The sequence below is a fragment of the Promicromonospora umidemergens genome (genome assembly GCF_024171995.1).
GTDB classification, from domain to species: domain Bacteria; phylum Actinomycetota; class Actinomycetes; order Actinomycetales; family Cellulomonadaceae; genus Promicromonospora; species Promicromonospora umidemergens.
This window is the reverse complement of the sequence record NZ_JAMTCT010000025.1, coordinates 21475-42990: the sequence shown is the minus strand read 5'-3', so window position 1 is coordinate 42990 and position 21516 is coordinate 21475. Positions and strand designations below refer to the sequence as shown.

The following is a 21516-nucleotide window of genomic DNA, read 5'->3' as shown; positions in this document are numbered from 1 at the left end:
TCAGGCCCCCTTCGTGGACGGCGTGGTGGTGGACGGCGTGGTGGTGGACGACGGCGTGGCGACCGTGCGCCGTTCGATCCGCTTCTCGATGTCGGTGCCGACGTGCACCATGCGGTGCACGTAGACGCCAGGCAGGTGCACGGTGTCCGGGTCGATCTCCCCCGGCTCGACGAGCTCCTCGACCTGGGCGATGCACACGCGCCCCGCCATCGCCGCGAGGGGCGAGAAGTTCCGGGCCGACTTGTTGAACACCAGGTTCCCGTGCCGGTCGCCACGCAGGGCGTGCACCAGCGCGAAGTCGGTGCTGATCGAATCCTCCAGCACGTACTCGGCGGGGTCGCCGCCGGCGGTCGTGAAGGTGCGCACCTCCTTGGCGGGCGACGCGATCGCGATGCCACCGGCACCGTCGTACTTGCGCGGGAGGCCGCCGTCGGCCACCTGGGTGCCCACCCCCGTGCGCGTGAAGAAGGCGGCGATGCCGGCGCCACCGGCGCGCAGCTTCTCGGCGAGGGTGCCCTGCGGGGTGAGCTCCAGCTCGAGCTCGCCCGAGAGGAACTGGCGCTCGAACTCCTTGTTCTCCCCCACGTACGAGCTGGTCATCTTGCGGATCCGCTGGGCGTTCAGCAGCACGCCGAGCCCCCAGTCGTCGACGCCGCAGTTGTTGCTCACCACGGACAGGCCGGTCGTTCCCTGCGCCAGCAGCGCCTCGATCAGCGCTATCGGGTTGCCGCAGAGGCCGAACCCGCCGACGGCCAGGGACGCGCCGTCCGGTATGTCGGCTACCGCGTCGGCCGCGCTCGCGACCACCTTGTCGAACCCGCTGCTTGTCGCTTCGGTCATCGTTGACTCCATTCCGATCGGGATCAGGTCAGGCCCCGGGCCCGACGATCAGCAGGGTCGCCGCGAACACGATCCCCGAGGCCAGCAGTGTCACCGTGGTGTATCCCAGGATGTCGCGCACCTTCAAGCCGGCGATGGCGAGCAGCGGGAGCGCCCAGAACGGCTGGATCATGTTGGTCCACTGGTCGCCGTACGCCACGGCCATGATCGCGACCGCCGGGTCGACGCCGAGCTGGGTGGCGGCGTCGAGCAGGATCGGCGCCTGGACCGCGAACTGCCCGCCGCCCGACGGCACGAAGAAGTTCACGACGCCCGCCGCCAGGAACGCGAGCGCCCCGAACGTCTGCGGCGTCGACACGCTCACTATCGCGTCGCTGAAGATCTGGATGAGGCCGGTCGCCGTCATGATCCCGAGGATGCCCGCGTACAGCGGGAACTGCAGCAGGATGTCGCCCACGTTGGCCGCGGCGTTCTTGACCAGCGCAGCGACCTCGAACGGGCTGCGCACCAGGAGGAGCACGAGCGCGAGGAACGTCCAGTTCACGATGTCGAGGGTCGGCGTGCCGCCGTCGGCGAAGTAGACGACCAGGTAGGCGACGAGGCCAAGGCCCGTCAGGGTGGTCAGGACCCGGCTCGCGTCGAGGCGGTCCGCCGGGGTCACCGGCTGCTCGATCTCGACCTCGGCGGCGCGCGCGTCGACCTCGAGCTCGACCACGCGGTCGTTCCCGCGCGGAGCCACCAGGGCGAGCGCCCCGGCGACCACGACCACCGTGACGACCGCCGCGATCAGGTTCCACGGCGCGAACGTGGTCGCGGAGACGGGGATCGTCTCCCCCAGCTGCTCGACGACGAACGAGTCGGCGGTCGCCGCCGTCAGCGGGCCCGACCCGGTGTATCCCATGTGCCAGACGACGAAGCCCGAGAACCCCGCGGCGACCAGCAGCGGGAAGTGCACGCGCACGCCCTTGGCCCGCATCTGGGCCGCCACCTCCCGGGCGAGCAGGCCGCCGGCCACCAGGCCGAGCCCCCACTGCACCAGCGACAGCGCCGAGGCGAGGACCGCCACGAACACGTACGCCTGCACCGGGCTCCGCGGCAGCGCGGCGACCAGGGCCAGCCCGCGACGCACCAGCCGCGTGTTGGCGAGCATGTGCCCCAGCAGCAGGACGAGCGCCATCTGGGTCATGAACGCGAGCAGCCCCGACAGCCCGTCGCCCCAGCCGGTGAGCACGGCGGTGGGGCCGGCGTCGGTCAGCAGGAGCGCGAGCGCCGCCACGACGAACGTCAGCAGCACTGCGAACACCAGCGCGCTCGGGATGAACCGCTCCACGACGGCGTTCACCGGGCGCATGGCGGCGGCAAAGGGGTTCCTGGTCTTGGTCACAGCATCCTTCGTCACCGCAGTACCTCCTGGCGCGATTCCTCGTGTTCCGTTCCGGGCACGTGCCTCGTTCCTCGGCCCGTATCCTCCACTGCACCCTTCGTCATCGCGCGCTCCATCCGCCGTCCATCGTCCACGAGCCGCCGGACACCATTGCCCCGTCCGGCCCGGTGAGCCACCCGACCAGCGAGGCGACCTCGTGGGGTTCCACGAGCCGCTTCACTGCGGACTCCGCGAGCATGACCTTAGCCATCACCTCTGACGCCGGGATGCCGTGGGCCTTCGCCTGCTCGGCGATCTGCTCCTCCACCAGCGGGGTGCGTACGTACCCGGGGTTGACGCAGACGCTCGTGACGCCGTGCTCCCCGCCCTCGAGGGCCGCCACCTTCGACAGCCCCTCCAGCCCGTGCTTGGCCGACACGTACGCCGACTTGAACGGCGACGCGACCAGCCCGTGCACGGAGGAGATGTTGACGATCCGGCCCCAGCCCCGCTCGTACATGCCGGGCAGCGCCGCACGGACCAGCAGGAACGGTGCCTCCAGCATGATCCGGTGGACCAGCCTGAAGTCGTCCGGCACGAAGTCCTGGATGGCGCTGACCCGCTGGAGGCCCGCGTTGTTCACCAGCACGTCGGTGTCCAGCTCGTGGCTGTCGAGCGCCCGGGTGTCGGACAGGTCCACCACCCAGACGTCGCCACCGACCTCGTCGGCGACGGCCTCGGCGCCGGCGCCGTCCACGTCGGCCACGGTCACGTGCGCGCCACGCGCCGCGAGCTCCCGGGCGCACGCGGCGCCGATGCCGCTGGCACCGCCGGTCACGAGTGCCCGGCGGCCCTCGAGGGTGGTGCTCACGACCGGCCCTCCGCGAGCGCCCGCTCGCGCGCCTGGTCCTCGGCGTCGAGGTCGTGCAGGGAGGCGCCCCGGGTCTCGCGCAGTGCGAGCGCCGCTACCAGGGTGATCGCGGACGCGACCAGCATGTAGACAGCTGTGGGCCACCAGGAGCCCGTGTTCTTGAGCCAGGTGACGGCCAGGATCGGGGCGAGGGAGCCCGCGACGATCGAGGTGACCTGATAGCTGATCGAGACGCCTGAGTAGCGCATCCGGGTCGGGAACATCTCGGCCATGATCGCCGGCTGCACCGCGTACATCATGGCGTGGAACAGCAGGCCGGCCATGAGGACGGCGAGGATCACCCAGACGTTCCGGGTGTCCATCGCGGGGAAGGCGAACCAGCACCACGTCGCACCGAGGACGGCACCTACCACGTACAACGGCTTCCGGCCGATGCTGTCGGCGAGGCGTCCGACGACCAGGATCACCACGAAGTGGAACGCGTGCGCCGCCGCGACGACGCCGAGGATGCGGGTGGTGTCCATGCCGAGCGCGGTACCGAGGTAGACGATCGAGAAGCTCACGACGAGGTAGTAGAGGATGTTCTCCGCGAACCGCAGGCCCATGCCGGTCAGGACGCCGCGCGGGTAGCGCTTGATCACCTCGAAGACGCCGTAGCTCTTGGCACCCTGGTCGATCTGGGCCTTCGTCTCCTCGTAGATCGGGGCGTCGGAGACCCGGGTCCGGACGTAGTAGCCGACGACGATGACGACGGCCGACAGCCAGAAGGCGACGCGCCAGCCCCAGGCGAGGAACTCGGCCTCGCTCAGGACGCCGGACATCGTGTAGAGCACGACGGTCGCGAGCAGGTTCCCGGCCGGCACACCGGCCTGCGGCCACGCCGTCCAGCGGGCCCGCTCGTCGTCCTTGCTGTGCTCCGCCACGAGCAGCACCGCGCCGCCCCACTCGCCGCCGAGCGCGACGCCCTGCACGAACCGCAGCACGACGAGGAGCGCCGGTGCGAGGAAGCCGACCTGCTGGAACGTGGGGAGGCAACCCATGAGCACGGTGGCGACCCCGATCAGCAGGATCGTGAGCTGCAGGGTGTGCTTGCGCCCCACCTTGTCGCCGATGTGGCCGAAGATGACGCCACCAAGGGGGCGGGCGAGGAAGCCGACGGCATAGGTCACGAACGCCGCGATGATCGCGTCGTACTCGTTGCCCGTCTCCGGCATGAGGACCTTGTTGAACACGAGCGCCGCGGCGGTCGCGTAGAGGAAGAAGTCGTACCACTCGACGACGGTGCCGGCCATCGAGGCGGCGACGATGCGCCGGATCAGCGACCGGTCGTCCGGTGCTTCGGTGCTCTGCTGTGCAGACATGCTGCTCCTTGGTGTCGACTCTGACACGGGGAGTGGCCGGCCGGTGCGATCCGCACGGCCCGCCACTGTGACTCGCCAGAGTGTTCCCGCGAAGCACTGTGCGGGGCAATGACGAGTTGGGCAGACGCGGTGTGCAGGAATGCACACCCTGCGGCCCTGCGGCTTGGTAGCGTCGCCGCATGCCAGCCCGCAACGACCCGCCGGCCGGCCAGGTCGCCGACCAGCTCCTGGTGCTGCTGGAGGTGGCCCGCACCGGCCGCTACACGACGGCGGCGCAGGCGCTCGGCGTCAACCACACCACGGTCGCCCGCAACATCACGGCGCTGGAGCGCGCCCTCGGCGGTCGCCTCCTGGTGCGTGGAGCGGACGGCTGGGAGCTCACGTCGCTCGGCCGCCGCGCGGCCAGGGCGGGCGAGGCCGTGTCGGACGCGGTCGACCGGCTGGTGGCTGGCGACACCGAGGCCGACCCGATCACCGGGGTCGTGCGGATGACGGCGACCGACGGGTTCAGCGCGTACGTCGCCTCCCCCGCCATCGCCAGGCTCCGGGGCGCGCACCCCGAGCTGTCGGTCGAGCTCGTCACGGTCACCCGGGTGGCGACGCACCACCGCTCGGGGGTCGACGTCGACGTCGTCGTCGGCCAGCCGAGCGTCCAGCGGGCGAAGGCCCTGCTCCTGGGCGAGTACGTGCTCGGCATGTACGGCTCGCGCGACTACCTGGCGCGGCACGGCACACCGGCAACGGTCGCCGAGATGTCCGAGCACGGGCTGGTCTACTTCGTCGACTCCATGCTCCAGGTCAACGACCTCGACGCACCGCGCCGCCTCGTGCCGGGCATGCAGGACGCACTGGCCTCGACGAACGTGTTCGTGCACGTGGAGGCCACCCGCGCCGGCGCCGGGCTCGGGTTCCTGCCCTGCTTCATGGCCGACCGGCACGACGACCTGGTGCGGCTCCTGCCCGACGAGGTGACCGAGCGGCTGCCCTACTGGGCGGTGATCCGCAGCGAGTCCTGGCGCCGGCCGGCCGTGGCCGCCGTCGTGCAGGCGCTGCTGGAGGAGATGGCGCGCCAGCGGGACCGCATGCTGGGCCTCGACGGGGCGGCATGACGGGCCCGTCGGCTGCAGACCTGGTCGTGGCCGCCGGCCCTCAGCCTTCCGGCGCGTGCCGCTCCAGGAACCGGTAGACCTCCGTGGTCTCCACGCCCGGGTACGCACCTGAGGGCATCGCCGCCAGCATCGAGGCGTGGGGTCGCGCCGAGGGCCAGGCGAAGTCGCCCCACTTCGCGGACAGCTCCTCGGGCGGACGCCGGCAGCACGACTCGTCGGGGCACAGCGACATGTTCCGCTCCGTCGTCTCGCGCCCCTCGAACCACTTGACGTCCGCGAACGGCACGCCGACGGACACGGAGAACGCGCCGTCCGACGTGTTCTCGACTCGTGAGGTGCACCAGTAGGTGCCCGACGGCGTGTCGGTGTACTGCGCGTACGGGTTGAACCGGTCCTCGACGTCGAACACCCGCCGCGCGGTCCACTGCTTGCACACGTGCTGGCCCTCGACGGCGCCGAGGGCGTCCGCAGGGAACCGCACGCCGTCGTTCTCGTACGCCTTGTGCAGGATCCCCGACTCGTGGACCTTCATGAAGTGCACCGGGATGCCGAGGTGCCGCGTCGCGAGGTTGGTGAACCGGTGCGCCGCGGTCTCGAACGACACCCCGAAGGCGTCGCGCAGGTCCTCGATGGCGATGGCGCGCTCGTCCTTGGCGTCGCGCAGGAACTTCACGCCCGGCTTCTCCGGGACCATGAGCGCCGCCGCCAGGTAGTTCGCCTCGACGCGCTGTCGCAGGAACTCGCCGTAGTCTCCGGGCTCGGTGTGGTCGAGCACGTGCGAGGCGAGCGCCTGCAGCAGCGCCGACCGCGTGTTGGAACGGCCGCGGAATCCCTTGGACGGCAGGTAGAGCCGCCGGTTGCGGGTGTCGATGACCGATCGCGTCGAGTGCGGCAGGTCGCTCACGTAGTGCAGCGTGAAGCCGAGGTGTGCGGCGATCTCGGCCGCCATGCGCTGCGGCAGCGGGCCGGACGTGTGCCCGACGTCCGCGAGCAGGCCCTTGGCGACCTGCTCCAGCTCGGGCAGGTAGTTGTCCTTGGCGCGCATGTCGCCACGGAGCTCTCCGTTGGCCCGGCGGGCTTCCTCCGGCGTGGCCGCGCGCTCGATGTGCAGCCGCTCGAGCTCCCGGTGCAGCGCCAGGATGGTCGAGAGCGCGTCGTGCGGCAGCGACTTGCCGATACGCACACCCTCGATCCCGAGCGACGCGAACAGCGGGCCGCGCTGCACGCGCTCCAGCTCGATCTCCAGCGCATCGCGCTCCGACGGCGCCTCCGCCGACAGCAGGTCGTCGACGCCGGTGCCGAGCGCCCGGGCGATGGCCTGCAGCTGCGAGAACTTGGGCTCCCGCTTGCCGTTCTCCAGCGTGCTGACCTGCGACGGTGCCCGGTCGATCGCCGAGGCCAGGTCGTCGAGCGTCATCCCCCTGCTGGTCCGGAGGTGCCGGATGCGGCGGCCGATCGTGAGGGCGTCCGGCTCGGCATCTGCCTGACCAGGGGCAGGCGCCGACGCCTGGCCGGGCACCCGGCCGAGCGCCTGACCCGGTACCCGACCGCGCGGCCGGCCCGTTGCCTGGCTTACGCCGTTCTGCGTAGAACGCGAAGAAGTCACGTTTCGCGCGGTTCTGCCATTGCCGGTGGTTCCTGCCATGCCCGAGGGTGACATACGAGGAGGCTTCCGTTCAACAGAAGAACTTGATTTCTTCTACTCAGATCTGCTTGAGAAGTGGGTTGCGCAGGGCAGAAGGTCGTAACACGTCACCCGGCAGGCGCGGTGACGACGTTCCACCGAGAAGGAGATCGCCATGAGCGCACCCACCATCGATTCAACGGACGAGGCGACCGTGCCCGCGACGACCGCGTCGAAGCCCGTGCGCACCGGCGACCAGGTGCAGACGGCCGCGGAGCTGCAGCAGTCCTGGGACTCCGACCCGCGATGGGCCGGTATCGAGCGCACCTACACCCCCGAGGACGTCGTCGCGCTGCGCGGCTCGGTCGGCGAGGAGAGCACGCTCGCCCGCCGCGGCGCCGAGCGCCTGTGGCGGCAGCTGCACGAGGAGGACTACGTCAACGCCCTCGGGGCGCTGACCGGAAACCAGGCCGTGCAGCAGGTCAAGGCGGGCCTGCAGGCCGTCTACCTGTCCGGCTGGCAGGTCGCGGGTGACGCGAACCTCTCGGGCCAGACCTACCCCGACCAGTCGCTCTACCCCGCCAACTCGGTGCCCGCAGTGGTCCGGCGCATCAACAACGCGCTCCTGCGCGCCGACCAGATCGACGTCTCCGAGAACGGCACGCCGACCCGCGACTGGCTCGCCCCGATCGTGGCCGACGCCGAGGCCGGCTTCGGTGGCCCGCTCAACGCGTACGAGCTGATGAAGTCGATGATCCAGTCCGGCGCCGCGGGCGTGCACTGGGAGGACCAGCTCGCCTCGGAGAAGAAGTGTGGCCACCTCGGCGGCAAGGTGCTCGTCCCGACGCAGCAGCACGTGCGCACGCTGAACGCGGCCCGCCTCGCGGCCGACGTCGCCTCCGTTCCGTCCATCGTGATCGCCCGCACCGACGCAGAGGCCGCGACGCTGATCACGTCCGACGTGGACGAGCGGGACCTGCCGTTCATCACCGGCGAGCGCACCGCCGAGGGCTTCTACAAGGTGACGAACGGCATCGAGCCGTGCATCGCCCGGGCCAAGGCCTACGCTCCGTACTCCGACCTCATCTGGATGGAGACCGGCACGCCCGACCTCGAGCTCGCACGCAAGTTCGCCGAGGCCGTCAAGGCAGACTTCCCGGACCAGATGCTGAGCTACAACTGCTCCCCGTCGTTCAACTGGAAGAAGCACCTGGACGACGACACCATCGCGAAGTTCCAGCGTGAGCTCGGCGCCATGGGCTTCAAGTTCCAGTTCATCACCCTGGCCGGCTTCCACGCCCTGAACTACTCGATGTTCGACCTGGCCCACGGCTACGCCCGCGAGCAGATGTCGGCGTACGTGCGGCTGCAGGAGGCGGAGTTCGCCGCCGAGGAGCGCGGCTACACCGCCACCAAGCACCAGCGCGAGGTCGGCACCGGCTACTTCGACCGCGTGGCGACGGCGCTCAACCCCGACTCCGCCACCACCGCCCTGGCCGGTTCTACCGAGGCGGCGCAGTTCTGATGACCGCGACCATCGACACCCGCCCACAGGGCGCGAACCCCTTCGACCCCGACGCCGGTCTGGCCGGGATCGGCACTCCGCCTGCGGCGCGCGCCGACGCCGCAGCGGAGGCGCGCGCCGGCGCCGGCCCGGCGCCGAGGAGCTCGGCACCGAGCACGCTGCCGAGCGGCGGGGTGGGCGCCTCGAGGACCGGTGTCCGCCGGGGCGTGATCACCGTGACCGGCGCCGTCGGCCGGCGCTACGGCGAGATCCTGACTCCCGACGCCCTCGGGTTCCTCGCCCTCCTTCACGACCGGTTCGACGCGCGGCGCGACGAGCTGCTCGCGCGCCGCCAGCTGCGCCGCCAGGACATCGCCGACGGCAGCGACCCGGACTTCCGAGCCTCCACCCGCCCGGTGCGCGACGACCCGCACTGGCGCGTCGCGGGATCGCGGCGCGCGCCCGGCCTGGAGGACCGCCGCGTGGAGATCACCGGTCCGACCGACCCGAAGATGACCATCAACGCGCTCAACTCCGGTGCCCGGTGCTGGCTGGCCGACGCCGAGGACGCGTCCAGCCCCACGTGGCCAAACGTCGTGGAGGGGCAGCTCTCCCTGCACGACGCGATCCGCGGCACGCTCAGCTTCACGAACGACGCGGGCAAGGAGTACACGCTGCGGTCGTCGTCCATCACGGACCTGCCGACCATCGTTTTCCGGCCTCGCGGCTGGCACCTGGACGAGGCGCACCTGCGGTACACGGACGCCGAGGGCATCAGCAGCAACGCCCTGGGCAGCCTCGTGGACTTCGGGCTCTACTTCTTCCACAACGCCGCCGAGCTGATCGCCCGCGGCCGCGGCCCGTACTTCTACCTGCCCAAGCTGGAGGGCTACAAGGAAGCACGGCTGTGGAACGACGTGTTCGAGCTCGCGCAGGAAGTGCTCGGCATCCCCCGCGGGACGATCCGCGCCACCGTGCTCATCGAGACGCTGCCCGCGGCGTTCGAGATGGAGGAGATCCTCTACGAGCTGCGTGACCACTGCGCCGGACTCAACGCCGGGCGCTGGGACTACCTGTTCTCGGTGATCAAGTGCTTCCGCACACGTGGCAGGTCCTACGTGCTGCCCGACCGCGCGCAGGTGACCATGACGGCTCCGTTCATGCGCGCCTACACCGAGCTGCTCGTCGCCACCTGCCACAAGCGGGGGGCGCACGCCATCGGCGGCATGAGCGCGTTCATCCCCGACCGCCGCAGCCCGGAGGTCACCGCGAAGGCGTTCCAGCAGGTCGCCGCGGACAAGAAGCGCGAGGCCGGCGCGGGCTTCGACGGCACCTGGGTGGCCCACCCCGACCTCATCCCCGTGGCCGAGGCTGAGTTCGACGCCGTGCTCGGTGACGCGCCGAACCAGGTCGCGCGCCAGCGGCCCGACGTCGTCGTGGGCCAGCACGAGCTGCTCGACATCGCGTCGGTCCGCCGCGCCGGGGCGACCGTGACGTCCGTCGGCCTGCGGTCGAACGTCTCGGTGGCCGTGCGCTACCTCGACGCCTGGCTGCGCGGTACCGGGGCCGCGGCGCTCGACAACCTCATGGAGGACGCCGCCACCGCCGAGATCTCGCGGTCGCAGGTGTGGCAGTGGATCGCCTCGGGCACCGTGACCGACGACGACCAGCTGCCGGTCACCCGGGAGCGGGTCGAGGCGCTCCTGCTCGACGTCGTCGCCTCGCTGTCACCCGACCACGGCAACCGCATCGAGGACGCGGCAGCGATCTTCCGTGAGGTCGCCCTCCGGGACGCCTTCCCGCCGTTCCTGACGAACTCCGCCTACCAGGGGCAACTGGTGGGCTCGCCGGCCGACCAGGTCTGAGGTTCGTCCGCACAATCTGCCCGACGCCGTGCCGGTCGCTGGTCTCTCTCCCCCACCACCCCTGGGGCGTGACCGGTGCGGCGTCGGGTGTGGTCGCCGGGCCTGGTGGGCCCGGCGTCTCAGGCTGCGCGTGCTACCGGGCGCAGGTGGTGGCGCACTGGTTGGCGCACCCGGCACGAGAGGGTGACCGGGCCGGTCGCCGAGCCCGATCGTGTGCCAGGCCGCGGGGCTGACAGCGCGGGTTGGTCCGGTCGGGCGGGTCGTGGTGGCTCGGGTGCGACCGACCGGTACTGCTGTCCGGACGGTGTCGTGGTGGTGACCGTGTGTCTGCCGGTCCCGGGATCGGTCTCTGTGGCTGCGGACCAGCCGGGGGTTTCTTTGGCCTGGTTACAAGCAGCACAGAGTCCTTGGCCGTTCGCCAGGGTGGTGTCCCCGCCGTGGGCGGCCGGGGTGACGTGGTCGAGGTGCCGTATCGGTGCGTCGCACCAGGAGGTGCGGCAGATGCCCTGGTCCCGCACACGGAGCAGGTCGGCGAGCCCGTCGGTGAAGAACCGCTGCTTGCTGCTCGCCCCGATCAGGTTCCCGGTGCTGGTGGTGTAGACGGCCCGCAGCCACGCCGCGTTCAGGTCCAGGCCGTTGGCGACGAGGTTGCGCGCCACTTCCGCGGGGATGGCTCCGTGTCCAGCGCCGGTGCCGTCCAGCACGACTGCGGGTTCGTGCCCGCCTGCCAGCAGCGCCTCGTCGGATACGACCAGGTGCACCGTAACCGGGACGTCCGCTGCGTGCACCTGGCCCGTGACCCGCTCGACCAGGGTGTCGGCCATGATCTGCCCGATCGGCCGCTCGTCACTGCCCGTGTGCCGGGAGGTCTCCGCGGCGACCTTCAGTGCCGCGTAGGCCTGGACACCCTCGGCAACAGGGAGGAGCGCGGTCAGGTACGTCATCGTGTCCGGGGCCGGCCGGAGGGTCACGCACCGGTCCGAGACAGCCTTCGCCGCCCGCTTGGCCAGCGCGGCGGGGTCCAGCCGGCCCGCGTGCTCGTTGATGAGGGCGCCAAGTCGCCGCGTGCCCACACCCTCCAGCACGGCCGGGTCGGCGCAGAGCTCCGCGTCAATGATCTGGCGGTCGGCCAGGGTCAGGCAGGCGGTCTCCTTGACCAGCAGCGTCGCGCGTTCTTGGGACAGCCGTCCTTCGCGGAGCGCGCCGAGGGTGCGGGGCATCTCGGTGTGCCAGACCTTCGCGACGCCGAGCAGTGACCGCGCCCGGTGCGGCGAGACCCGCAACGCGAGCCCGACCTGCTGGGCCACGTTCGACTCCGCGTCGCGCGCCGCGGACTTGGCGGTGACCGGGATCTGCCGGCCGCGCTTGTCGTGCGCGGTGCCACCCGACGCGACCGCCGCCTCTTTCGCGGCCCGGACTTCGTCGTCCCGCAGGTCGACCAGCACCTGCGACTGCACGGCCACGACACCAGCAGCGAGCTCTTCCAGGGCACGCAGCACGGCGACCCGCGAGGCGGCATCGGCCGGACCAGAACCGGACAGCAACCACGCGTGCAGGGCCGCGATCCTGTCAGCCGATACGTCACCGACGAAAGTGCTGGAAGGGCCGCCGACGTCGTCGGCACCGGTGTCAGTGACGAGTGCCAGGCTGGCACCTACTCCACTTCGAGCGTCAGCGAACGAGGCCGCGGGCAACATGCTGCCGACCGATCGCCCCTCCGCTGCATTCTCTCTGAACATGCCATGATCATATGGCACGCCCGTTCGATCCGCCTCTTGAAGACTCGTCGCCCCTGGTTCGCCGATGGACTGTCCGGGGCCGAGCCGAGCACTCGACGGCCGACCGACAGGCGCCAGACACCCGAGGTTCATGTGTGTGCCTCCGGGCCGCGCGACCCTGTGGCTTCACCATGCTCTGCCGCAGGAGGAACCATGCCCACCCCGTTCCGCGCCACCGATCTGCCCACCTGGGCCGATCCATCGGTCCCCGCCTCGTCGCTGGACCCGCAAGGCGCCTCCCGCCGCAACTTCCTGCGCCTCGGCATGGCCGGTGGGCTGGCCCTCGCCACCGGCGCGCACGCCGGAACCGCCGCCGCCTCGGGCCGTCCCGGCGACCCGCAGCTCGCGTGGCTCGTCGGCGACCACCACGTGCACTCCCGCTACAGCCACGACGCCAAGTACGACTTCGACCAGCTCGCCAGGAAGGGTGCGGAGCTCGGTCTGGACTGGATGGTCTTGACCGAGCACAGCAACCACGGGCACCGCGACAAGGGGGCCGCTGCCGAGCACGCGGAGATCATGACCGCGCGGGCTCGTAACCCGCGCCAGCTCATCTTCCAGGGCCTGGAGTGGTACATCCCCGCTGCTGAGCACGGCACCGTGTTCGCCGCACCCGGGCGGCACGAGGTCGAGCTGCTGCGCGAGTTCGAGCGCCGGTGGGACGCCAAGCTCAACGGCTGGGACGCCGACCTGCCCGAGAACGAGCAGCGCGCGGTGGAGGCACTGCGGTGGCTCGCCGCCCAGAAGGCCAACGGCTACGTCGACGACGTCCTCGTGCTGGCCAACCACCCGTCCCGGCTCGGCATCGACTCTCCGCACGAGATCCGGGCGTGGCGCGACGCCGCACGCGGCGTCGTCATCGGGATGGAAGGCGCGCCGGGCGCCCAGGGCGATGCCGATCCGGCCTGGGTCGCCTACCGCGGCAGCACGCGGGCCCAGCGGGGCGAGTACAACAACGCGCCGCGCCCGGACTCCTACTCCGGCTACCCGATCGAGTCGTACCGCACCTTCGGCGGCTTCGACTGGATGACCGCCACGGTCGGGGGCATGTGGGACGCGATGCTGGCCGAGGGCACCCTGTTCTCGATCACCTCCAACTCCGACAACCACCGCACCATCTGGGACACCTGGCGCGACGGCGACATGCCGGCCGGACAGAACTTCGACTCCCTGGGCTGGAAGCCGTCCCCCGTCGACACCGGCACACCCCAGCCGGGGAGCGACTTCTGGCCGGGCGAGTTCAGCCGAACCCACGTCGGTGTGACCCGGCACGGCTACCTCGATGTCATGGACGGCCTGCGCCGAGGCCGGGTCTGGGTAGACCACGGACACCTCGTCGACGCACTGGACGTCCGCCTCGTCGGCGCCCGTGGCGGTCGTGGCGGTCGCGGCAACGGCACCACGCTCGGCGGCCGGCTCACCGTGGAGCGCGGTACCTCGGTCGAGCTGATGATCAAGGTACGCAGCGCGCACCGGCCCAACCCGCACGGGGTGCTCCCCCGGCTCGCCCACCTCGACGTGATCCGGGGCACCGTGACCGGCCCCTCGACCGACCGCGACAGCTGGCGGGCGCCCGAGACACGTGTGGTCGAGCAGGTCGACACCAGTCGTCGCCACGGCACCTACAACCTGCGCATCCCGCTCGGCCGCATCACCGAGTCCTGCTACATCCGGCTGCGCGGCAGCGACGGCAACCGCCACGGCGCAGGGTTCCTCGGAGCGTCGATCGACCCCGCCGGCCCCCTGCAGCACGCCGACAACGACGGCGACCCGTGGGCGGACACCTGGCTCTACACGAACCCGATCTACGTCGACGTGCGCTGACCTCGGCCGGCCCTCAGGAAGCCGGTTTGCCGAGCACTCGCCGCGACCGGCTGCTGCAGAGCAAGAACAGTCTCGCCGAGGCGGGTGAACTATCGTCGCGCGGTCGATAATCGCGCGGTTCAGCCCTTTCCGGTCGATACGGTGCCCGCATGTCCGACGACGAGAGCGCGCGTCCCGCCGCTGAACCAAAACCGGTACCCGATCCCGGACCGGCCCCCGCCCCGGCCACCGAAGGGCTGCCGGACGGCACCGAACCCGCTCCGACGAGTGATACGGCTCGTGCTACGGCGCCGGCCGCAGCGCTGCCGCTTGTCGGCGACACGGCGGTCCTACCCGCACCCGCACCCGCACCCGCACCCGCACCCGCACCCGCACCCGCACCCGCACCCGCACCGACGAAGGATCCCAGCAAGGCCGCGGCCTTCCTCAGGGCCAACGCCGCCGTGCTCGTGCTGGTGGTGCTGCTCGTCAGCGCGGTCGTGTGGGGCGCACTCGGTACGGTCTCGGCCAACGACTGGGAGTCGCGCGCCACGTCGCTCTCGTCCGACCTGGCAGGCACGGAGCAGAGCCTCGCCGACGCCGAGGCGGCGATCGACGACCTCGAGATCGCCAAGGACCGCGCCGAGAGCACCGCGACAGCCTGCGTCGGCGCGATCGACGACGCGGACGCGATGCTCGAGGTCTCGGCAAAGCTGGACGACAAGATGCTCACGTACGTCGAGGGACTGAACAACTTCCTCGCCGCCGTCAACGCGCGTGACGTCGCAGCGGTCGAGACGGTCGGCGCAGAGATGGACAAGCTCACCGTGCAGATCGAGGACCTGTCCGCGGAGATCGCCGGTCACATCGACGACTACGGCGATTCTGCCGAGGGCTGCCACATCGACGACGCGCAGAACGTCTGACAGAGCGCCTGACCCGATCCCTCGACTCCGAGCCGATGCCCGGAGTCGAGGGAGGTCAGCCCAGGTCGAGCCCCAGCAGGTCCGCCTCGGTCTCGCGACGCACCAGCACCCGCGAGGAGCCGTCGGCCACCGCGACGACGGGCGGTCGCGGCAGCATGTTGTAGTTCGACGCCATGGAGCGCCCGTAGGCGCCGGTCGCCGCGACCGCGAGCAGGTCGCCCGCCCGCACGTCGGCGGGCAGCTGGACCTCGTGCACCACGATGTCCCCCGACTCGCAGTGCTTGCCCACCACACGCGCCAGCACCCGCTCGGCCGTCGACGACCGGCCGACGACCTCCGCGTGGTACGCCGCCCCGTACAGGGCCGGGCGGATGTTGTCGCTCATGCCGCCGTCGACGGACACATAGGTGCGGGTGAGCTCCGTGCCGTCGTCGCTCGATACCGTGACCGGCTTGACCGTGCCGACCGTGTAGAGCGTGAGACCCGCGGGCCCGACGATCGCCCGGCCGGGCTCGATCGAGAACCGCGGCAGGCTCGTACCCAGCTCCTGGCACACACCGGCGACCGACTGCGCGATGTCCTTGGCCACCCGCTCCGGGTCGAGCGCGACGTCGCCGGGCAGGTAGGCGATGCCGTAACCGCCCCCGAGGTCGACCTCGTCGACCAGCACGCCGGAGCGCTCGGCCAGGTCGGCGCGCAGCCGCAGCACCACGCCGGCAGCGGCCTCGAACCCGTCGGGATCGATGATCTGCGAGCCGATGTGCGAGTGGATGCCGAGCAGCTTCAGCTCGGGACGCTTCAGCACGTCCAGCAGCGCGGTCATCGCGGGACTCTCGGAGCGCCCCGCCGGGTTCACCGAGAGCCCGAACTTCTGGTCCTCGTGGGCCGTCGCGATGTACTCGTGCCCGCCCGCGTGCACGCCGGTGGTCACGCGGACCATCACCGGCGCCACGACCCCGCGCTCTGCCGCGAGGTACGCGACCCGCTCGATCTCGACCAGCGAGTCCACGATGATGCGCCCCACGCCGGCGTCCAGGGCACGGAGGATCTCGGCGTCGGACTTGTTGTTGCCGTGCAGGCCGATCTCGGCACCCGGCACCTCCGCGCGCAGCGCGAGGGCGAGCTCGCCGCCCGACGCCGTGTCGACCCGCAACCCTTCCTCGCGCGCCCAGCGTGCGACGGCGACCGTGAGCAGCGCCTTCCCGGCGTAGTACACGTCCACGCCGGCCCCGACGGCGCCGAACGCCGCCTCGAACGCCGTGCGGTACGCGCGGGCACGCATCCGGAAGTCGGTCTCGTCCAGGACGTACGCGGGCGTGCCGTGCTCAGCGGCGAGGTCGCGGACATCGACGCCCGCGACGGCCAGTGCGCCGTCCGGCAGGCGCCCGACGCCCGTCGACCAGGGCGCGCCCGTCACATCCGCTCCGGTGCGCTGACGCCCAGCAGGTCCAGGCCGTTGGCGAGGACCGTGCGGACGGCGTCGTTCAGCCACAGGCGGGCCCGGTGGGCGTCCGTGACCTCCTCGTCCGCGTACGGCGTGACGCGCAGCTTCTCGTCGTCGTTGTACCAGGAGTGGAAGTCGCCGGCGAGGGCCTCGAGGTAGCGGGCCACGCGGTGCGGCTCGCGCAGCTCGGCGGCCTGCGCCACGATCCGCGGGAACTCGGTGAGCCGCCCGATCAGCGCCGTCTCCGAGGCGTGCGACAGCTGCGCCGGATCGAAACCGTCCACGCGGCGCACGCCACGCTCGACGGCCTTGATCCCGATCTGGACCGTGCGGCTGTGCGCGTACTGCACGTAGAACACGGGGTTGTCGTTGGACTGCTTGATCATGTCCTCGCCCTGCAGCTCCAGCGGCGAGTCCGCGGGGTAGCGGGCCAGCGAGTAGCGCACGGCGTCCTTGCCGATCCAGTCGACCAGGTCGCGCAGCTCGATGATGTTGCCGGCGCGCTTGGACAGCTTGGCACCACCGACGTTGACGAGCTGGCCGATCAGCACCTCGATGTTCGACTCCGGGTCGTCCCCCGCGCAGGCCGCGATGGCCTTGAGCCGGTTGACGTACCCGTGGTGGTCGGCGCCGAGCAGGTAGATCTTGCCGGGGAACCCGCGGTCCTTCTTGGACAGGTAGTACGCGGCGTCCGAGGCGAAGTACGTGGGCTCGCCGTTCGCCCGGATCATCACGCGGTCCTTGTCGTCCGTGAAGTCCGTGGTGCGCAACCAGACCGCGCCGTCCTTGTCGACGACGTGACCCTGCTCCCGCAGTCGGGCCACCGCCTTGTCGACGGCGCCCGAGCTGTGCAGCTCGCGCTCCGAGAACCAGACGTCGAAGTGGACGCCGAAGTTCGCCAGCACCTCGCGGATCTCGGCGAGCTGGTGCGTGTAGCCCGCCTCGCGGGCGACGGCGATGGCCTCCGCACGCGGCAGCTCCGGCAGGTCCGGGCGGTCCGCGAGCACCTTGGCCGCGAGCTCCTTGACGTACTCGCCGCGGTAACCGCCCTCTGGCACCTCGCCGCCCGTTGCGCGTGCCAGGACGGACTCGCCGAAGCGGTCCATCTGCGCGCCGGCGTCGTTGATGTAGTACTCGGCGGCCACCTCGGCGCCGGCCGCACGGAGGATGCGCCCGAGCGAGTCGCCCAGCGCGGCCCAGCGGGTATGCCCGATGTGCAGCGGACCGGTCGGGTTGGCGCTGATGTACTCCAGGTTGATCACCTGGCCGGTCAGGGCCTCGCCCCTGCCATACGCCTCGCCCGCCTCCACGATGGTGCGGGCCAGCTCGCCCGCTGTCGCGGCATCGAGCGTGATGTTGAGGAAGCCGGGGCCTGCGACGCCGACGGACTTGATGCCCGGCGTCGCACCGAGGCGCGCGGCCAGGTCCTCGGCCAGCGCGCGCGGCGTCGTGCCCGCCTTCTTCGCGAGCTGCAGGGCCACGTTCGTCGCCCAGTCTCCGTGCTCTCGCTGCCGGGGTCGCTCCACGTGGACCGACGCCGGGACGGCGTCGGCGGGCAGGGCGAGTGTGCCGTCGGCTACGGCCGCGGCGAGGGCAGCGCTCAGCGCTTCAGAGAGCTCAGTGGGTGTCACGGACCGATTCTATCGGCCGGGCCAAGTCCGCCGCCCCGCTTTTCCACAGGCCGAGAACGTGCTGCCCGACGGCGGTGGCGCCCTCCTGCTCGTTCCGCTCACCGATATCGATGCTCGCCCACCCGGCCAGTGCTGGTAGTCTGCTCCGTGCGTCGAGCGTGACCCCACGGGTCGTTCGGCACACCACGCGCCTGTAGCTCAGTGGATAGAGCATCTGCCTCCGGAGCAGAAGGTCGGGGGTTCGAATCCCTTCAGGCGCACCAGGCCCGTAACCAGGCATCGCACCCGGTTGCGGGTTTTTTTTGCGCCCTCACCGAACCATGCGATCTTCCGCGTGCCATGCCATCTTCCGCGGTCCGACCAGCTGTTCGGTGGAAGATGGCATGACACGCAGAAGATGGCGTGCCTACCGGGCGCCGCGCAGCCTCAGTCGTCCGCGAGCTTCAGCGCCTGGCGCCGTCGCGTCTCGGCCTGCTCGCTCTCGGGCTCGAGGGCGAAGTGCACCCGCGAGATCTTCCCGGCGAACCGGTTGTCGATGGCCTCATAGGCGTCGGTGACGGGCGTGCCGCGGTCGATCCCGACGTTGAACGTCTCGTCGAACGCGAAGTAGTAGGCGGTCGTGCGGTCGACCTGCCCCGCAGCGACCGGGACGTCGTCGACCAGGAGCCGGACCGCCGCCGGGCCACCCGGCTCCGCGTCCGTGCCCTGGTAGTCGAGCTCGACGACCACCCGGTGCTCGCCTGGCGTCAGCACTGGCCCGCTCTCGACGGTGGTGAGGTCCGCCCCGTAGCAGTTGTAGGCGTATGCGACGCGCCCGCCGGTGCAGTACAGCGACCAGCCGCCGAACCGGCCGCCCTGCGCGACGATCACCCCCGAGTCGGCGGAGGTGGCGCACGTGATGTGGGCGGTGATGGTGTGGCTGCGGTTCTTGACGTTCGGCGCTGCCTCTTCGCCCAGCCGTGCCGTGGCCGGGCCGAACGTCATCTCCTTCCGGTCACCGTGCAGGTCCAGCCGGCCGGCGATCCGCGGGTTCTCGCGCTCGGTCACCCGGTCGTCGAGGGGCAGCACCTGGTAGCGCTCGGCCTCGGACTGGAACAGCCGCTGCAGCTCGGCGAGCCGCTCGGGCTCGGCGTCGGCGAGGTCGTGCGCCTGGCTCGGGTCGACCCGCGTGTCGTAGAGCTCCCACTTGTCGTCCTCGAACGGCCCGTGCCCTCCGACCATCTGCCAGGGAATGCCGTGCTGGGCGACCGCTGTCCAGCCCTCGTGATAGATGCCCCGGTTGCCGACCATCTCGAAGTACTGAGTCCGACGGCGGTCGGCGGCCTCGGCGTCGTCGAAGCTGTATCGCATGCTGACGCCCTCGATGGGCTGCTGCGCAACGCCGTTCACGGTCTCGGGCTCCGGCACCCGGGCCACGTCCAGCAGCGTGGGCAGGATGTCGATCAGGTGGTGCCACTGCGAACGGACCTCGCCCTGGGCGCTGATCCCGTTCGGCCACGACACGACCATCCCGTCCCGGGTCCCGCCGTAGTGCGAGGCGACCTGCTTGGTCCACTGGTACGGCGTGTTCATCGCGAGCGCCCAGCCGACGGGGTAGATCCCGTAGCTGCGCGGTCCGCCCAGCTCGTCGAGGTGCTCGTCCATCCAGGCGACGTCGTCGGCGTGGCCGTGCCCGACCAGGTGCTCGCGCATCGTGCCCTCGATGCCGCCCTCGCCAGTGGCGCCGTTGTCGCCGAGGATCAGGACCACGACGGTGTCCTCGAGCACGCCCGTGTCGTCGAGCTCGTCGAGCAGGCGCCCGATCTGCGCGTCGGTGTGCTCCGCGAACCCGGCGTACGTCTCCATGAACCGCGCACTGACGCGGCGCTCCCGCTCGTCGAGCTCGTCCCAGTGCGGCACGCCGTCGACCCACGGGGCCAGCTCCGTCTCGGGCGGGACGATGCCGAGGCGCTTCTGCTCGGCGAGGGTCTTCTCGCGCTGGGCGTCCCAGCCGTCGTCGAACTGTCCCGCGTAGCGCTCCCGGTACTCCTCGGAGACGTGGAACGGGCCGTGCGTGGCGCCGAAGGCGAGGTAGGTGAACGTCGGCTTGTCCGGTGTGACCTCGTGCTGGCGACGGATCCACTCGGCCGCGCGATCGACGAGGTCCTCGGAGAGATGGTACCCGTCCTCCGGCCGCTGCTCGGGCTCGATCGGGGTGGTGTCGGTGTAGAGCTGCGGGTACCAGTGGTTCATCTCGGCGCCCATGAAGCCGTAGAAGTGATCGAAGCCCTCACCGGTTGGCCAGCGGTCGAACGGTCCGGACGGGCTCACCTCGGCCGGCGGAGTCTGGTGCCACTTGCCGAAGGCTGCGGTGCTGTACCCGTTGCCGGACAGCGTCTGCGCGACGGTCGCGGCGCTGGCCGGACGGAAGCCGGTGTACCCGGGCTGGCTGGTCGCCATCTCCGTGGTCACGCCCATGCCGACGGAGTGGTGGTTGCGGCCGGTCATCAGGGCCTGCCTGCTCGGCGAGCACAGGGAGGTGACGTGGAACTGGTTGTACCGCAGCCCCCGCCCGGCAAGCCGCTCTGCTGTGGGCATACGGCAGGGCCCGCCGAAGGGACTGGACGCACCGAAGCCCATGTCGTCGACCAGGATCAGCAGCACGTGCGGGGCACCCGAAGGAGGGCGGACGGGCTGCACGGGGGTTCCGGGCGGCACCGCCCCGTTGGTAGGTGTCGGGATGTCGATGGGGAGGCGCGTACGGTCGATCATGTCCCCATGTGATCACGGTTCCTGCCAGCCAGGGCGCGAGCTACCGGATAGTCCCGGGGTGCCGATAGTGTCCCGGTATGCCCAGCGAGTCCGTGGACTTCTATCCGTCCCGTGCGCACGTCGTCACGCTCGCCCTGACCACGCTCGCGCTCGTGGTGCTGTGCGCGGTGGCCGCTCGCCTCGGCTTCGACGCCGCCCAGACCAGCGCCTCGCCGGCCGCCCTGGCGGCCGTGTCCGCGAGCGCCATCGGAGTCCTGGTCTTCACCGGCCTGGGGCTCCTCGTGGTGCGCCGGCTGCTGCTTCCCACGTGGCCCGTGCTCACGCTCGACGACGACGGCCTCGTCGACTGGCTGCCCAACCTCGGCGTCGAGCAGGTGCTCTGGTCCGAGGTCACGGGCGTCCGCGAGACCCGGCTGGCCTTCCGGCGGGTGCTCGCCGTGGACGTCGCGAACCCGAGGGCCGTGGTCCTGCGCCAGCGCACGTTCGTCCGCCGCATCGCCGCCTCCGCCAACATCGCCCTGGTCGGCACGCCGGTCGTCCTCAAGCCAGGAAGCATCGACGGCCGCTCGGAGGAGGTCGCGTCCGCGGTGAGCGTGTTCGTGGCCGGCCGCGCTCCGCGCCCGAAGCCGGTTGCGTAGACTTCTTG

15 protein-coding genes and 1 tRNA gene are annotated in these 21516 nt (G+C 71.1%); 7 read left to right on the top strand and 9 right to left on the bottom strand.

The window, feature by feature from the left end:
* The 4 genes from APR04_RS26075 to APR04_RS26060 form a co-directional block, all read right to left on the bottom strand.
* The gene (locus APR04_RS26075; RefSeq protein WP_253876430.1) at positions 1 to 840 is read right to left on the bottom strand and encodes a CoA transferase subunit A; all 840 of its coding nucleotides are present in this window, start codon (positions 838 to 840) and stop codon (positions 1 to 3) included.
* 28 nt (positions 841 to 868) lie between these two features.
* Positions 869 to 2191, bottom strand: a complete 1323-nt coding sequence (locus APR04_RS26070; RefSeq protein WP_253876532.1) for a short-chain fatty acid transporter — start codon at positions 2189 to 2191, stop codon at positions 869 to 871.
* A gap of 133 nt (positions 2192 to 2324) precedes the next feature.
* Positions 2325 to 3074, bottom strand: a complete 750-nt coding sequence (locus tag APR04_RS26065; RefSeq protein ID WP_253876428.1) for a 3-hydroxybutyrate dehydrogenase — start codon at positions 3072 to 3074, stop codon at positions 2325 to 2327.
* Positions 3071 to 4435, bottom strand: a complete 1365-nt coding sequence (locus APR04_RS26060) for an MFS transporter (RefSeq protein WP_253876426.1) — start codon at positions 4433 to 4435, stop codon at positions 3071 to 3073. The genes APR04_RS26065 and APR04_RS26060 overlap by 4 nt, the downstream gene beginning before the upstream one ends.
* A gap of 179 nt (positions 4436 to 4614) precedes the next feature.
* On the opposite strand from APR04_RS26060, the gene APR04_RS26055 reads away from it, so the two are divergent.
* Entirely contained in the window at positions 4615 to 5544 is a 930-nt protein-coding gene (locus APR04_RS26055; RefSeq protein WP_253876424.1) for a LysR family transcriptional regulator, read from the top strand.
* Positions 5545 to 5584: 40 nt separating this feature from the next.
* Here the strand turns inward: APR04_RS26055 and APR04_RS26050 are convergent, their stop codons facing one another.
* Complete coding sequence (locus APR04_RS26050; protein ID WP_253876423.1) at positions 5585 to 7063, bottom strand: helix-turn-helix domain-containing protein; 1479 nt, start codon at positions 7061 to 7063, stop codon at positions 5585 to 5587.
* Positions 7064 to 7343: 280 nt separating this feature from the next.
* On the opposite strand from APR04_RS26050, the gene aceA reads away from it, so the two are divergent.
* Positions 7344 to 8693: an isocitrate lyase gene (gene aceA, locus APR04_RS26045; protein WP_253876422.1), complete on the top strand. Its 1350-nt coding sequence runs from the start codon at positions 7344 to 7346 to the stop codon at positions 8691 to 8693.
* Positions 8693 to 10537 carry a malate synthase A gene (gene aceB / locus APR04_RS26040; protein ID WP_253876421.1) on the top strand — a complete coding sequence of 615 codons (1845 nt, stop codon included), beginning with the start codon at positions 8693 to 8695 and terminating at the stop codon, positions 10535 to 10537. Before aceA ends, aceB begins: the two co-directional genes overlap by 1 nt.
* 119 nt (positions 10538 to 10656) lie before the next feature.
* On the opposite strand, the gene APR04_RS26035 is transcribed toward aceB, so the two are convergent.
* Positions 10657 to 12276 (bottom strand): HNH endonuclease, encoded by a 1620-nt coding sequence (locus tag APR04_RS26035; protein WP_253876420.1) that lies wholly within the window; start codon positions 12274 to 12276, stop codon positions 10657 to 10659.
* A 192-nt stretch (positions 12277 to 12468) separates the two neighbouring features.
* Between APR04_RS26035 and APR04_RS26030 the strand changes: the two genes are divergently transcribed.
* Together APR04_RS26030 and APR04_RS30770 are read left to right on the top strand one after the other, a co-directional pair.
* Positions 12469 to 14139, top strand: coding sequence for a PHP domain-containing protein (locus tag APR04_RS26030; RefSeq protein ID WP_253876419.1), 1671 nt, complete (start codon positions 12469 to 12471; stop codon positions 14137 to 14139).
* Positions 14140 to 14288: 149 nt separating this feature from the next.
* Positions 14289 to 15044 (top strand): hypothetical protein, encoded by a 756-nt coding sequence (locus APR04_RS30770; RefSeq protein WP_301313008.1) that lies wholly within the window; start codon positions 14289 to 14291, stop codon positions 15042 to 15044.
* A 55-nt stretch (positions 15045 to 15099) separates the two neighbouring features.
* On the opposite strand, the gene lysA is transcribed toward APR04_RS30770, so the two are convergent.
* A complete protein-coding gene (gene lysA / locus APR04_RS26015; RefSeq protein WP_253876417.1) occupies positions 15100 to 16461 on the bottom strand; it encodes a diaminopimelate decarboxylase in 1362 nt (453 codons plus the stop codon).
* On the bottom strand, positions 16458 to 18119 hold the full coding sequence (gene argS, locus APR04_RS26010; RefSeq protein WP_253876416.1) for an arginine--tRNA ligase: 1662 nt from the start codon (positions 18117 to 18119) through the stop codon (positions 16458 to 16460). The genes lysA and argS overlap by 4 nt, the downstream gene beginning before the upstream one ends.
* Before the next feature lie 187 nt (positions 18120 to 18306).
* Between argS and APR04_RS26005 the strand changes: the two genes are divergently transcribed.
* Positions 18307 to 18382 (top strand) — tRNA-Arg (locus APR04_RS26005).
* A 163-nt stretch (positions 18383 to 18545) separates the two neighbouring features.
* Here APR04_RS26005 and APR04_RS26000 read toward each other — a convergent pair.
* Positions 18546 to 20870: an arylsulfatase gene (locus tag APR04_RS26000; protein WP_253876415.1), complete on the bottom strand. Its 2325-nt coding sequence runs from the start codon at positions 20868 to 20870 to the stop codon at positions 18546 to 18548.
* A 77-nt stretch (positions 20871 to 20947) separates the two neighbouring features.
* Here APR04_RS26000 and APR04_RS25995 point away from each other — a divergent pair, with 77 nt between their 5' ends.
* Positions 20948 to 21508, top strand: a complete 561-nt coding sequence (locus APR04_RS25995) for an STM3941 family protein (RefSeq protein ID WP_253876414.1) — start codon at positions 20948 to 20950, stop codon at positions 21506 to 21508.
* The last annotated feature ends 8 nt before the right edge of the window (positions 21509 to 21516 follow it).

What these genes read in the sequence shown, in the direction of transcription:
- aceA (WP_253876422.1), top strand. Translation starts at nt 7,344, where the DNA reads ATGAGCGCACCCACCATCGATTCAACGGACGAGGCGACCGTGCCCGCG.
- APR04_RS26070 (WP_253876532.1), bottom strand. Translation starts at nt 2,191, where the DNA reads ATGCGCCCGGTGAACGCCGTCGTGGAGCGGTTCATCCCGAGCGCGCTG.
- APR04_RS26075 (WP_253876430.1), bottom strand. Translation starts at nt 840, where the DNA reads ATGACCGAAGCGACAAGCAGCGGGTTCGACAAGGTGGTCGCGAGCGCG.
- aceB (WP_253876421.1), top strand. Translation starts at nt 8,693, where the DNA reads ATGACCGCGACCATCGACACCCGCCCACAGGGCGCGAACCCCTTCGAC.
- APR04_RS26000 (WP_253876415.1), bottom strand. Translation starts at nt 20,870, where the DNA reads ATGATCGACCGTACGCGCCTCCCCATCGACATCCCGACACCTACCAAC.
- APR04_RS30770 (WP_301313008.1), top strand. Translation starts at nt 14,289, where the DNA reads ATGTCCGACGACGAGAGCGCGCGTCCCGCCGCTGAACCAAAACCGGTA.
- APR04_RS26030 (WP_253876419.1), top strand. Translation starts at nt 12,469, where the DNA reads ATGCCCACCCCGTTCCGCGCCACCGATCTGCCCACCTGGGCCGATCCA.
- APR04_RS26035 (WP_253876420.1), bottom strand. Translation starts at nt 12,276, where the DNA reads ATGTTCAGAGAGAATGCAGCGGAGGGGCGATCGGTCGGCAGCATGTTG.
- APR04_RS26060 (WP_253876426.1), bottom strand. Translation starts at nt 4,435, where the DNA reads ATGTCTGCACAGCAGAGCACCGAAGCACCGGACGACCGGTCGCTGATC.
- APR04_RS25995 (WP_253876414.1), top strand. Translation starts at nt 20,948, where the DNA reads ATGCCCAGCGAGTCCGTGGACTTCTATCCGTCCCGTGCGCACGTCGTC.
- APR04_RS26055 (WP_253876424.1), top strand. Translation starts at nt 4,615, where the DNA reads ATGCCAGCCCGCAACGACCCGCCGGCCGGCCAGGTCGCCGACCAGCTC.